13 protein-coding genes are annotated in these 12,878 nt (G+C 63.4%); 2 read left to right on the plus strand and 11 right to left on the minus strand.

Translation table 11 applies throughout. The annotated features are described in order from the left end of the window. Nucleotides 1-17: 17 nt before the first annotated feature. The 4 genes from QSV46_RS20265 to QSV46_RS20280 all read right to left on the minus strand — a co-directional run bounded on the left by QSV46_RS20265 (nucleotide 18) and on the right by QSV46_RS20280 (nucleotide 2,784). Nucleotides 18-476, minus strand: coding sequence for a YybH family protein (locus tag QSV46_RS20265; protein WP_314955292.1), 459 nt, complete (start codon nucleotides 474-476; stop codon nucleotides 18-20). A 13-nt stretch (nucleotides 477-489) separates the two neighbouring features. After that, a complete protein-coding gene (locus tag QSV46_RS20270; RefSeq protein WP_314955295.1) occupies nucleotides 490-1,419 on the minus strand; it encodes an aspartyl/asparaginyl beta-hydroxylase domain-containing protein in 930 nt (309 codons plus the stop codon). A gap of 140 nt (nucleotides 1,420-1,559) precedes the next feature. After that, the gene (locus tag QSV46_RS20275) at nucleotides 1,560-1,715 is read right to left on the minus strand and encodes a hypothetical protein (RefSeq protein ID WP_014493894.1); all 156 of its coding nucleotides are present in this window, start codon (nucleotides 1,713-1,715) and stop codon (nucleotides 1,560-1,562) included. Between the two features lie 145 nt (nucleotides 1,716-1,860). Then, complete coding sequence (locus tag QSV46_RS20280; protein WP_314955335.1) at nucleotides 1,861-2,784, minus strand: LysR family transcriptional regulator; 924 nt, start codon at nucleotides 2,782-2,784, stop codon at nucleotides 1,861-1,863. A 215-nt stretch (nucleotides 2,785-2,999) separates the two neighbouring features. Here QSV46_RS20280 and QSV46_RS20285 point away from each other — a divergent pair, with 215 nt between their 5' ends. Further along, nucleotides 3,000-3,710, plus strand: coding sequence for an SDR family NAD(P)-dependent oxidoreductase (locus QSV46_RS20285; protein WP_314955337.1), 711 nt, complete (start codon nucleotides 3,000-3,002; stop codon nucleotides 3,708-3,710). Nucleotides 3,711-3,726: 16 nt separating this feature from the next. Beyond that, nucleotides 3,727-3,963 carry a 4-oxalocrotonate tautomerase family protein gene (locus QSV46_RS20290; protein ID WP_314955339.1) on the plus strand — a complete coding sequence of 79 codons (237 nt, stop codon included), beginning with the start codon at nucleotides 3,727-3,729 and terminating at the stop codon, nucleotides 3,961-3,963. Nucleotides 3,964-4,105: 142 nt separating this feature from the next. Here the strand turns inward: QSV46_RS20290 and QSV46_RS20295 are convergent, their stop codons facing one another. The 7 genes from QSV46_RS20295 to QSV46_RS20325 all read right to left on the minus strand — a co-directional run bounded on the left by QSV46_RS20295 (nucleotide 4,106) and on the right by QSV46_RS20325 (nucleotide 12,876). Then, the gene (locus QSV46_RS20295) at nucleotides 4,106-4,747 is read right to left on the minus strand and encodes a phasin family protein (protein WP_314955341.1); all 642 of its coding nucleotides are present in this window, start codon (nucleotides 4,745-4,747) and stop codon (nucleotides 4,106-4,108) included. Next, entirely contained in the window at nucleotides 4,716-5,378 is a 663-nt protein-coding gene (locus QSV46_RS20300) for an AAA family ATPase (RefSeq protein ID WP_314955344.1), read from the minus strand. The genes QSV46_RS20295 and QSV46_RS20300 overlap by 32 nt, the downstream gene beginning before the upstream one ends. A gap of 140 nt (nucleotides 5,379-5,518) precedes the next feature. Beyond that, entirely contained in the window at nucleotides 5,519-6,979 is a 1,461-nt protein-coding gene (locus QSV46_RS20305) for an NAD(P)/FAD-dependent oxidoreductase (protein ID WP_314955346.1), read from the minus strand. Between the two features lie 160 nt (nucleotides 6,980-7,139). Further along, nucleotides 7,140-8,561 carry an adenosylhomocysteinase gene (ahcY, locus tag QSV46_RS20310; RefSeq protein ID WP_314955349.1) on the minus strand — a complete coding sequence of 474 codons (1,422 nt, stop codon included), beginning with the start codon at nucleotides 8,559-8,561 and terminating at the stop codon, nucleotides 7,140-7,142. Between the two features lie 129 nt (nucleotides 8,562-8,690). After that, a complete protein-coding gene (gene metK / locus QSV46_RS20315) occupies nucleotides 8,691-9,887 on the minus strand; it encodes a methionine adenosyltransferase (RefSeq protein ID WP_314955352.1) in 1,197 nt (398 codons plus the stop codon). Between the two features lie 62 nt (nucleotides 9,888-9,949). Then, nucleotides 9,950-11,305: a hypothetical protein gene (locus QSV46_RS20320; protein ID WP_314955354.1), complete on the minus strand. Its 1,356-nt coding sequence runs from the start codon at nucleotides 11,303-11,305 to the stop codon at nucleotides 9,950-9,952. Between the two features lie 452 nt (nucleotides 11,306-11,757). Continuing rightward, nucleotides 11,758-12,876 (minus strand): cobalamin-independent methionine synthase II family protein, encoded by a 1,119-nt coding sequence (locus QSV46_RS20325; RefSeq protein WP_314955357.1) that lies wholly within the window; start codon nucleotides 12,874-12,876, stop codon nucleotides 11,758-11,760. Between the last annotated feature and the right edge of the window lie 2 nt (nucleotides 12,877-12,878).

Consider the following 12,878-nt stretch of genomic DNA (forward strand, 5'->3'; position numbering starts at 1 on the left):
TGCCGAACGGCTTCGATCTACCAGGCCTTCACCGGCCGATTGGCGTGGCTCGTCTGCGGCACACCGCGGTTCAGCGACATGTGCGAATGCACACACAGCCAGTCATCGCCATGTCTCGAAAACACCATCGTCGCCCGGCCGGGACGCGGAAACGCGCTGCCATCGGGATGGTAGCCCGTGCTCGTCCACGGCGCGATCACAGTGGCCATCGTGCCGTCGGAAGACCCCAGAATCGAAGTCTGATCGAGGACGAAGCGAAAGTCGGTCGTCTTCGGCCAGACATTGTCCCATTGCGTCGAGACCCATTGACCGAGGCCGGGGATCACATCGTTATGCGTGCCGAAGGCAAGCACATCGGGATGAAACAGCGGCCGCGCCGAAGCGTAGTCGACCTCGCGGACATAGCCGGCGAAGGTCTCCAGCCACGTGCGGAAGAACTGCGCTGTCTCCGCGTTTGCGTTTGGCAAGGAACTCATTGCGACGCTCCGCTCACCGCAACGCCGACAGCACGATGAGGCCGAGGATCAGCGCCGTCAGCGAGTATTTCAGCGTGTAGTAGACGTTGCGGTTCCACTCCTTGACCTTGCGGCTGGCGAGATGGATCTCGTAGAGCTTGCCGAACACCTTGTTGAGCACGCCGACATTCTCGCCGTCGACGTTTTGCGTCGCCGACGCCTTGACGATGTGATGGCTGACCCAGCGGTTGATCGCGGTCATGAAGCCGAACTTCATCGGGCGCTCGACGTCGCAGAACAGGATGATGCGGTTGACGTCGGTCGCATTCTCCGCGCTGTGAATAAAAGTCTCATCGAACATGAAGGCCTCGCCGTCGCGCCAGACGCATTCGACGCCGTCGACCAGGATGCGGCACTTGTTCGAGTTGGGCGTGACGAGGCCGAGGTGATAGCGCAGCGAACCGGCGAAGGGATCGCGGTGGGCGCCGAGCTTGCCGCCGGGCGGCAGCATCGCGAACATCGCGCCGTGCACGCTCGGGATCGCGTTGAGCAGCTCCACCGTGTTCGGGCACAGCGTGCGCGCCGAGGGCAGGAAGTCGTCGTACCATTTCAGGTAAAACCGCTTCCAGCCGCTCTTGAAGAACGAGTAGAAGCCCCAGTCGTTGTTCTTCGCGGCGGCGCGGATGAAGCCTTCGTCGAATAGGCGCACGGCTTCGTCGCGAATGGTCTCCCAGTTCTCGCTGAGCGGTTTCAATTCCGGAAACCGATCGACCGGGATCACTGGCCTGTTCGGCACGGCCGAGCCCGCGTACATCAGGACGTTATAGGGGGCGAGATAGGTGGAGTGATCGCCGAGCTGGCGCGCGAATCGCAGCCGCTGCTTGCCGCGGAAGTGAACGTAGATCGTTGAAGCCGCAAGCACATACAAAATGACGAGTTGCGGTGCAAAAAGGTGTTTCAGCATTTCCCCAAATCCCGAGTAACCCAGGCGGGGACGTGATCTATCGCGACGCCGCCCGAGCGGCAAGATATTCACCGCAGGGTTGCGTTCACGCTGGGGAGAGCACGGATGCAGATGGGGCCGAAACGGACTGAACGGCCGAATCAGGCCCGCGACAGCGCCTGAAGACCCTTGAAGGTCAGGCGCTTGGGGTCGGTGACGCCGGCGAGATAGAGCCGGCGGATGAAGGCGATGACGGCGTCACGGTCGCAATCGGTCAACGCGACGACGGCGTCGACCGCGATCTTTTGGGCTTCCATTGGGCTCACCTCGGCCTTGCGAGTAACCCCGGCCGAGACAGGCTAGGACTCATCCGTTAAATCGGCGTTAACCGTTTGGGCAGCATCGCCGATTCAGGTGGACGCCCGTATACGCAAAACAACGCATTGCCGCCTGCGCAACTGGTCAGCGCGCACTGATGCTCTTCTTGAGCTGCGCAAAGTGCTTCTTCAGCCGCGGCACGGCGAAGTCGGTGAACGCCCGCACCTTCGGCACCGAAAGCCGGCCCTGCGGGCAGATCAGGTGCGCGGGCATCTCGGGATCCTCATCGCCCGACAATACGATCTCAAGCTCGCCGCGCCGGACCTGCTCGGCCACCTGGTACGAATACATCCGCGCGACACCGCGCCCGGCGACGGCGGACGCCACCGCCGCATAGGTGCTGTTGACGACGAGCCGCGGCGTAAATTGGACCGTGCGCGGCACCGACGAACCTGCCCGCGGCGCAAAGGTCCAGGAATTGGGAAGGTGCGCCATTGCCACGATCTGATGCCTGGCGAGATCGCCGGGTTCGGTGATGCGCGGATGCTGCTTGAGATAGCGCGGGGCCGCGACGACGACGCGACTGATCTCGCCGACCCGCATCGCCACCATCGCGGAATCCGCCAGATGGCCGATGCGAAGCGCGACATCGACGCCCTCCTCGATCAGATTGACCGCGCGGTCGAACAGCAGCAGCTTTGCCGATACGGTCGGATAGGCGTCGAGAAACGCATCGAGGATCGGCCGCAGCACCATCTCGCCCGACACCACGGGGGCGGTGATCGTAAGCAGGCCGCGAGGTGCCGTGCGCGGTCCGGCGGCGATGTCGTCGGCCTCCTCCAGCTCGGCGAGCACACGGCGGCAGATCGCGACATAGCGCTCGCCCTCCTCGCTCAGTTTGATCGAGCGCGTGGTCCGGTGCAGCAGTTCGGTGCCGACTCGTTCCTCCAGGAAGGCAATGGCTCGACTCACGGCCGCCGGCGAGCGGCCGAGCTTGCGCCCGGCGGCCGCGAGGCTGCCCTCGTCCACCGCGACGACGAAAACCTTCATTGCGTCGAGACGATCCATGCCCCCGCCAACCCCTCAAACTCCTGTTCCGCAAACTAGGGCCTCGCCCGCGCCCCGACAACCGATCCGGCCGCCTGACGGGCATTCGTTCGCGGCGCGAAACAGTGTCTGCCGTTCGGCGGGTCTTCGCGGCAACGGCGGGCGAGCGTACTTCAGGGCCACGCCAGTCACTCCCCGCAGCCGACCGGCTTTGTTTCCAGCAACAGGAGCCCATCATGGGTATCGAGCAGAAAGTCGCCATCATTACCGGAGCTTCGCAGGGTATCGGCGCTGCCCTGGTTCAGGGCTTTCGCGACCGCAACTATCGCGTCGTCGCAACCGCCCGCTCCATCAAGCCATCGAGCGACGATGAGGTTCTCGCCATTGCCGGCGACATCGCCGACCGGAGCACAGCAGAACGCGTGGTTTCGCAGGCCATCGCCCGCTTCGGCCGGGTCGATACGCTGGTCAACAATGCCGGCATCTTCGTCGCAAAGCCGTTCACGCAGTACACCGCTGAGGACTATGCGACGGTGATGGGCACCAACGTCGCGGGCTTCTTCCACGTCACGCAGCTGGCGATCGCCGAAATGGAGAAGCAGGGTTCGGGCCACGTCGTCCAGATCACGACGACGCTGGTCGACCACGCCAATTCCAACGTTCCGTCGGTGCTGGCCTCACTGAGCAAGGGCGGGCTGAGCGCCGCGACCAAGTCGCTCGCGATCGAATATGCCAGGCGCGGCATCCGCGTGAACGCGGTGTCGCCCGGGATCATCAAGTCGCCGATGCACCCGGTCGAAACGCATGCCCAGCTCAGTGCGCTGCACCCCGTCGGCCACATGGGCGAGCTGTCCGACATCGTCGATGCCGTGCTCTATCTCGAGGGGGCCTCCTTCGTCACCGGCGAGATCCTGCACGTCGACGGCGGCCAGAGCGCCGGCCACTGAGCGCGGGAGAAACACGATGCCCATCATCACCATTCAAGTGACCCGCGAGGGAACGACGCCGGGAGCGGCGTCGATCACGCCGGAGGAGAAGGCCGCACTGATCAAGGGATCGAGCCAGCTGCTGCTCGACGTGCTCGGTAAGCCGCTCGATTCCACCTTCGTCGTGATCGAGGAAGTCGAGACCGACAATTGGGGCTGGGGCGGCCTGCCCGTGCAGGAATTCCGGCGCCGCCGCGCAGCCCAGACAGGATGATCCGCGCGGCACGCTGCGCAGGGCTTGCAGCAGACCTGGTATGGTCTCCGCGTTCTGTCGGTCCTGCTGACGCTTGCGAGCTGGTGGAATTGGTCTGCGGACGCAAAGGATGATGCTGCGCCTGCGACGCAGGCGAGGGGCGCTACCTCGCGCCGGGCGTTGTCATGTTTTGAGCAAGCAATCTCAGCAACTCGGTTTGCTTCAGGACCAACTCACATTGCTTTCGCGCATGCGTGCTCGACAGCTCAACCAACTCCGCCAGCGTTCGCGCACGGCCCAACTCCCGCGCATACTCCAACGTCGCGCCAGCATTCACTTTCATCAGTTCGAGCACGACGGCGCGACACTCAGCTGCCGTTCCAATCGCCTCGATAAGGTGGCTTTCCGCCGCGGCGACTGCTCCAGACTCCGACGTCCCACCGGCTAGCCGTGGCTTGGCGATGTCGTTGGCATAATCCAGCGCAGCGTGAGCACCAGCCTTCATGCCGTCCAAGGCGCGGTCCTGACAATCCTTGACCATGTCCAGGATGAGATCGGTGGTGGTACTGCTCGGAGGTTCAGGGCTTGCAGCGATGACGCTGGCCGCTTCCTGTGCCGGAGCGGTCATCGGAGCAGGCGCTGCTTGCGCGATCTGCGGCGCATCCTGGAGGAAGACGGTGACCGGGCGCGGGGGCATCGCCAAGCCCTCGTCGACGGCGCGGCTCACTTCCGCCGTCAGTTCCACCAGCGAGCGACGCCTGGCGCGTGCAATGTCAGCAGGCTGTCTTGAGCGCGGCTTGTCCATGATCATTCGACTCCACGATGAGACGCTCCGAGATCCAATCCCATAGGGCCACAATTTCCTCCGCGGCTTTTCCCTCCGGCGCGAATTCGGTCACGCCCAGCCCTGCCCCGAGCGCATCCTGATGGTCGTTACGCTGCCCAATGAAGGGGAGCGCAAGCACGCCGAGCGAGTTGAGCGACGTGGCAGCTTCGCTCAGCCGGCACCCCCGTGCGGGCGTCTGATTGAGGATGAAGGCAAACCGGCGATTGCGCCTGCGAATAGCGATCAGCGTAGGGATTGCGGCTTCGATATCGGCCGGGCTCGGACGCGCCGGGATGAGGCAGAGATCGGCGCTGGCGATAGCGCGCAACGCCAGGCTGTTGGTCGTCGCGGCAGTGTCGATGATTGCAAGCCAGACGCCTTCAGCCCGAAGGCGCGCGATCAACGGCTCGATCTCGGCGGGATCGGCAACATGCTCGACGCAAGGATAGCGATTCTCGCGGCGCTCTTTCCATTTCAAGATCGTGCCTTGCGCGTCCGCTTCAATGAGAGCGACGCGCTCTCCGCGCTGCATCGCTGCCACCGCCAATCCAGCGGACAGCGTACTCTTACCGCTTCCGCCCTTCTGCGTGACCAGAGCAAGGACGTACATGTTCCGCGCTCTCCTCAAGACGGCAACAACGCGGAACTCAGACGTCGCCGGAAATAAATTTCTTGCAACGCAACAATGCTACCCTAAGTCGCGATTCGTCTCAAGCGCTCAAGCCTTCTCCGGTAATTTACGTAGCAAGATCAGGAGTATCGCATCACGCCGTCGTCGATCCGGCCGAAGCGCAGGGAGACGATGTCGAGGGCATAGTTCTGGTAGAGCCGCCACGGCTGCTTCGAGCCCTGCTTGGGCATCTTCGCCACCGAGCGCTGCACATAGCCCGAGGTGAAATCGAGCGACGGCTGCGCGGTGATGGTCGGATCATCATTGTGCGGCACGCACTGGCGGAAATTGTGCCGGTCCATGTAGTTGATCAAGCGGCAGACATATTCGCAGGTGAGATCGCATTTCAGCGTCCACGACGCGTTGGTGTAGCCGAAAGCCGACGCCATGTTCGGCACATCCGCATACATCATGCCCTTGTAGGTCAGCGCATTGGCGAAATCGACAGTGCGGCCGCCGACACTGATGTCGAGGCCGCCGACAACCTGGAGCACCAGCCCTGTCGCCGTCACGATGATGTCGGCCGCAAGCTCGCTGCCGTCCTTGAGGCGGATGCCGTCGCGCGTAAAGGTGTCGATCTCGTTGGTGACGACGGAAGCACGCTGCTCCCGGATCGCCTTGAAGAGATCGCCGTCAGGCACGAGGCACAGCCGCTGGTCCCAGGGATTATAGCGCGGCGTGAAATGGGTCGCGACGTCGTAGTCGGGGCCGAGCGCGCTTCTCACGCCCTTGAGGACCAGCTCCTTGACCTTTGCGGGACGGCGCCGGCTGAGCTGGAAGAAGAACATCCCCCACATCACGTTGCGCCAGCGAATGACATGATAAGCGAGCCGCGTCGGCAGGTTGCGGCGCAATTTGTTGGCGACGGGATCCTGCGCCGGGCGCGACACTACGTAGGTCGGCGAGCGCTGAAGCATGGTGACCTGCGCCGCCTTCTTGGCGAGCTCCGGCACCAGCGTCACTGCGGTTGCACCCGAGCCGATCACGACGACGCGCTTGCCCGCATAGTCGATATCCTCGGTCCATTTCTGCGGATGCACGATGCGGCCGGCGAAATCGGCTGCGCCTGAAAACTCCGGTGTATAGCCTGCCTCGTATTTGTAGTAGCCCGAGCACATGAACAGGAAATTGCAGGTGAAGCGCACCGGCTCGGTTGCGCCCTCACCCGTGACGCGCTCGGCCTCCACGGTCCAGCGCGCCTCACTCGTTGACCACTCCGCACGCTTGACGCGATGGCGGAAACGGATGTGCTTCTCGATGCCGTTCTCGGTTGCGGTCTCGCGCACATAGTTCAGGATCTGCGGCCCGTCCGCGATCGCCTTCGAGTCGGTCCACGGCTTGAACGAATAGCCGAGCGTGAACATGTCGCTGTCGGAGCGGACACCGGGATAGCGAAACAGGTCCCAGGTGCCGCCGATGCAATCGCGCCCCTCCAGGATGACGTAGCTCTTGCCCGGGCATTTGGTCTGAAGATGATAGCCCGCGCCGATGCCTGATAGCCCGGCACCTACGATCAGGACGTCGAAATGTTCTTGTTGCATGGTTTCCTCCGCCGAGGAGGATTGTCCGCCCGCCGCTGCTGGCCGTCAATTGGCAATCAGCCGTGCAGCAACTGCAGAGCGAGTTGAATTCCATGCGCCGAAACAACGAAGCCCCGGATCGCTCCGGGGCCTCGCGTCGATGCTCGGTCCAACCAATGGCTCAGTAGCGATAGTGATCGCTCTTGTACGGACCTTCCTGCTTGACGCCGATATAGTCGGCCTGGTCCTTGCGCAGCTCGGTGAGCTTGACGCCGATCTTGGCGAGATGCAGCCGGGCCACCTTCTCGTCCAGCGACTTCGGCAGCACGTAGACTTCCTTCTTGTACTTGCCGTCCTTGTTGTTGGCGAACAGCTCGATCTGCGCCAGCGTCTGGTTGGTGAAGGAGGCCGACATCACGAAGGACGGATGGCCCATCGCGTTGCCGAGGTTCACGAGACGGCCCTCCGACAGCATAATGATGCGGTGCTTGTCGGGGAATTCGATCTCGTCGACCTGCGGCTTGATGTTGGTCCACTTCAGGTTGCGCAGACCCGCGATCTGGATCTCGTTGTCGAAGTGGCCGATGTTGCAGACGATGGCGCGATCCTTCATCGCGCGCATGTGCTCGATGGTGATGATGTCCTTGTTGCCGGTGGCGGTGACGAAGATGTCGGCGCGCGGGGCGGCATCTTCCATGGTCACGACCTCATAGCCTTCCATCGCCGCCTGCAGCGCGCAGATCGGATCGATTTCGGAGACCATGACGCGGCAGCCGGCCTGGCGCAGCGAGGCGGCCGAACCCTTGCCGACGTCGCCGAAGCCCGCGACCATCGCGACCTTGCCGGACATCATCACGTCGGTGCCACGGCGGATGCCGTCGACCAGCGATTCACGGCAGCCATAGAGGTTGTCGAACTTCGATTTTGTCACGCTGTCGTTGACGTTGATCGCCGGCCACAGCAGCGTGCCGGCCTTCTGCATGTCATAGAGACGATGCACGCCCGTCGTGGTCTCTTCGGAAACGCCCTTGATGCTCCTGGCGATCTCGGCGAAGTAGCCCTTCGGCTTCTCCTTGAGCTGCTTCTTCAGAAGCGCGAAGAAGACTTCCTCTTCCTCGGAGCCGGGCTTGTCGAGGAAGGCGGTGTCGCCGTTCTCGGCGCGCAGACCGAGATGAACGTACATGGTGGCATCGCCGCCGTCATCGAGGATCATGTTCGGGTGACCGCCGCCGTGCCAGTCGAACAGCTTTGCGGTGTAGTCCCAGTACTCGGTCAGCGTCTCGCCCTTGACGGCGAAAACGGGAATGCCGGCCGCCGCGATCGCCGCGGCAGCGTGGTCCTGCGTCGAATAGATGTTGCAGGAAACCCAGCGGATGTCGGCGCCGAGCGCGGCCAGCGTCTCGATCAGCACGCCGGTCTGGATCGTCATGTGCAGGGAGCCGGCGATGCGCGCGCCCTTCAAAGGTTGTTTGGGGCCGTATTCCTCGCGGGTGGCCATCAGGCCGGGCATCTCGGTCTCGGCGAGCGAGAGCTCCTTGCGGCCGAAATCGGCGAGCGAAATGTCCTTGACGATGTAGTCGGTGAAGCCGGGCTTCGCATTCATAGCGGAGGTCCTGTTGTTGAATTGGTCGTTCCGGGGTCGCCCTCGAGAGGTGCCCCCGGAATCTCGACGCGATGGATGAGGATCCCGGGTTCGCTCGCTCACGCGGGCGCCCCGGAATGACGCATAAGGTTAGACGGCGCGCTTGAGCGCTTCGACGAGGTCGGTCTTCTCCCAGGAGAAGCCACCCTCGTTGTCCGGCGTGCGGCCGAAATGGCCGTAGGCTGAGGTGCGTGCGTAGATCGGGCGGTTGAGATCGAGATGGGTACGGATGCCGCGCGGGGTGAGGTCCATCGCCTTGGCGGCGGCCTTCTCGAGCTGATCCTCCGACACCTTGCCGGTGCCGTGGGTGTCGATGTAGATCGACAACGGACGCGCCACGCCGATGGCGTAGGCGAGCTGCAGCGTGCAGCGATCCGCAAGACCGGCCGCGACGATGTTCTTGGCGACGTAGCGCGCGGCGTAAGCCGCCGAACGGTCGACCTTGGTCGGATCCTTGCCGGAGAACGCGCCGCCGCCATGCGGGGCCGCGCCGCCGTAGGTATCGACGATGATCTTGCGCCCGGTCAGGCCGGAATCGCCGTCGGGACCGCCGATGTAGAACTTGCCGGTCGGATTGATGTGCCAGATGGTCTTCGGCGTGATCCAGTCCTTCGGCAGCGCCTCGCGCACATAGGGCTCGACGATGTCGCGGATCTGCTTGGACGAGATGTCCTCGACCAGATGCTGGTGCGACACCACGATCTCGCGCACGGCGACCGGCTTACCATTCTCGTACTGCACCGTGACCTGGCTCTTGGAGTCCGGACCCAGCACCTTCTCGCGGCCGGAATGGCGGGCTTCGGAGATGAGACGCAGGATCTTGTGAGCGTAGAAGATCGGCGCCGGCATCAGATCCGGCGTCTCGTTGGTGGCGTAACCGAACATGATGCCCTGGTCGCCCGCCCCCTCTTCCTTGACCTCGCCCGGCTGCAGCGCATCGACGCCCTGCGCGATGTCGGCCGACTGCGGATGCAGCAGGATCTCGATGTCGGCCTTCTCCCAGTGGAAGCCGTCCTGCTCGTAGCCGATGTCCTTGATCGCGGCGCGCACGACGCTCTCGATCTGGTCGTTGGTGACGGACTTCGGGCCGCGGGTCTCGCCGGCGATCACCACCTTGTTGGTCGTGGCCAGCGTCTCGCAGGCGGCGCGGATCTGCCAGGGGTCGATGCCGGCCTTCGGCCCTTCGCGGTAGAACAGATCGACGATTTCATCGGAGATCCGGTCGCAGACCTTGTCGGGATGGCCCTCGGACACGGACTCGCTGGTGAAGAGATAGGACGCGCGCATCAGTAACCCCTTGTTCCGCCGCTAAGCTGGCGGGCGTTTGCGATGTTTACCTTCGGATTAAGTCAATCACGCCGTCGCGAGATGACGTAGGATTCGTCGAGAAACCAGAGCCCGTTGTACTTTCGCAGCACATCCCTGGCGGCATCCAGAGTGCGGCCGTTTTGAGTCATTTCTGTCAAACGATCGTCCTCGATCTGAGCGACATACACCGCCGCATTCCACGCTGCAAAGGCCGTCGAGGTTCCGATGGTACCCGTTACCTCGTTGGGCAGCGCTTCCATATCATACCTGAAGATCGAACGGTTATCCGCGTAGGCATTAAAATTCAGGTCCCGGCCCAACGCCCCAAGCTCGTACTTCACCGCGCGCAATAACTCATGACGGCTGACCGAGAAAGGATTTTCTCCCGGCCAGATCGCCTGGATCATTTCCATGCCCGGATCCTGGCCGTGGGAGTGGATTCCGATCAGCCGCCCCCCGGGCCGAAGCGCGCGCGCCAGGGGCGCAATAATCCGCTTTGCCCGGAAATTGACCGAGGACAGGGCTCGGTAGGGCTGTGAGGCAATGACGAGATCGAAATTGGCCTCGGTCTGCCCCGGCCGGGGAATGGTCGAATCCAGCAGGAACCGGTGATCCTCGCGATAGAGCACAAGGACGACGGGCCGTTCATAGAGCGGCATGGCCGTGCGTGGGCTGATGGCGGCACGCCAGTTCTGCTCCAGGAACGGCCGCAGCTCGGCGATCTGCTGCTCGAACTCGCCCGATGAGGCGCCCCGCAGCGGAACCTCGTGCCAGACGGTCGCAGCCGCCGCCGCAGGCGACGCCGGCGTCAGCCAGGGCGCCTCCGAATAGAACATGTTGGTGAAGACGAACACCGACGCCGGATGCTCGAAAATGCGGTCCGGCACCTTCTCCAGCGTCAGGCGAAGGTCCTCGAGACTGAGTTCCTTGCCGGCCACATAGAACGGCATATGCGGGTAGCGCTGGTGCGTTGCGCGCAGCACCCGCGCCAGCACCGTGCCGTCGCCGACGCCGGCATCGAAGATGCGCAGCGCCGGCGGACGCGGATGGATGCTGGCGAGCTCGAGCGCCACGCGCTCGGCGACCACCCGCTTCTCGCTGCAGGTATGGACGAACAGCAGGTATTTCTGCCGGTTCTCGAAGAAGCGGAAATTGCCGCGCGGATCACGCTTTTCCGGCGGCACCTGAAGCCCTCGCGGCGGCGGCAGGCCGCCGGTCGTCGACGCGGCGATATAGGCCTGGATCCGCTCCAGCGTGTCGATGGTGATGCGCTTTCCCTCGCGCAGGCGCTGCACCAGCTTCCCATCGTTCACCGCGCGCCGGCCAAACGTCGATTCCGCCATGTCCGCCTTGCGGCAGAACTCGGTGATCTGGCTGAGGATTTCGTCGTTTTTCATGAGTTGGGAAACGGTGGGCAGAAGCGTTGGGAACAGTCTCTTAGCAAGATCTGCCCACTAGGGGAATACCCACTCTGCCCTTCCTCTACTTCCAATGGCGGGAACTGAACGCAGCGAACCGTTTTCCGCCGCCGTCTCCCGCAACGCCGGCACGCCGGGGGCGGGAGGTACGCAGATGCTGACGTGGGTGCGGCAGAGGTCGTCTCATCGACCAAGGGCACGCGGGTGCAGCGGTCGCTGGGCGACGTCTATCTGATGGAGAAGTGACGACGGCGCGCTCTTCGCCCAACATTCAGCTGTCATCGCCCGGCCTTGACCGGGCGATCCAGTATTCGAAGACGTCAGTGATTCACCGAAAGGCCACGGCGTACTGGATTCCCCGCCTTTGCGGGGAATGACGACGAGAGCGTGGTGACGCTCCGCGTCACTCACGTGGCGAAGCGAGCGGAGGCTTACTGGCCCCACACTTCCTTGGCGATCTCCACCGCAAGGCTGAGCTTGGCCCACTGCTCTTCCTCGGAGAGGATGTTGCCCTCTTCGGTGGAAGCAAAACCGCACTGAGGCGACACCGCGAGCTGCTCCAGCGGCGCGAACTTGGAGGCCTCTTCCAGACGACGTTTGATGTCCTCCTTCTTCTCGAGCTCACCGAACTTCGAGGTGATGACGCCGACCACGACGACCTTGTTGCCCTTGGGCAGGAAGCGCAGCGGCTCGAAGCCGCCGGCGCGGTCGCTGTCATATTCGAGGAAGTAGCCGTCGTAATTGGTGCCGGCGAGCATGGTCTCGGCGACCGGTTCGTAACCGCCCGAGGAGATCCAGGTCGAGCGGAAATTGCCGCGGCAAACATGGGTCGTCACCACCATGTCGGCGGGCTTCTCGGCGAGCGCGTAGTTGATGATGCGCGCATAGATCTGCTGGAGACCTTCGGGATTGTCGCCGCGCTCGCGGGCCTTCTGCAATTCGTCCTGCGAGCAGAGATAGGCCCAGACGGTGTCGTCGAACTGGAGATAACGACAGCCGGCGTCGTAGAACGCCTTCACGGCCTTGCGGTAGGTCTTGCCGAGATCCTCGTAGAACGCGTCGAGATCGGGGTAGACGTCCTTGGATATCGCCTTGCGGCCGCCGCGGAAGTGCAGCACCGCCGGCGAGGGGATCGTCATCTTGGCGGTGACGTGGGCCTGGTCGGTGTACTTCTTCAGAAAGCGGAAGTGGTCCAGCATCGGGTGGTCATCGGGGAAGTCGAGCTTGCCGATCACGCGTACCGCGTCGTGACGGGTCTGCACGCCCGCGAACTGGATGCCGGTGTCCGGGTGGAACAGCTCGCAGCCGGTCAGCTTGGCCAGAAAATCGAAATGCCACCAGGAGCGGCGAAACTCGCCGTCGGTCGCGAGCTTGAGGCCGATCGAGGCCTGCTTGTGCACGACCTTTTCGATCTCCATGTCCTCGATCTTGCGCAGATCGTCGATCGAGATCTCGCCCTTCTCGAGACGGCTGCGGGCTTCCTTGATCTTGGCCGGACGCAGGAGGCTGCCGACCTCGTCGGCGCGGAAGGGGGCTCTGGTTCGCTGCATTC

The organism is Bradyrhizobium cosmicum, from assembly GCF_032290525.1.
Taxonomy (GTDB): domain Bacteria; phylum Pseudomonadota; class Alphaproteobacteria; order Rhizobiales; family Xanthobacteraceae; genus Bradyrhizobium; species Bradyrhizobium cosmicum_A.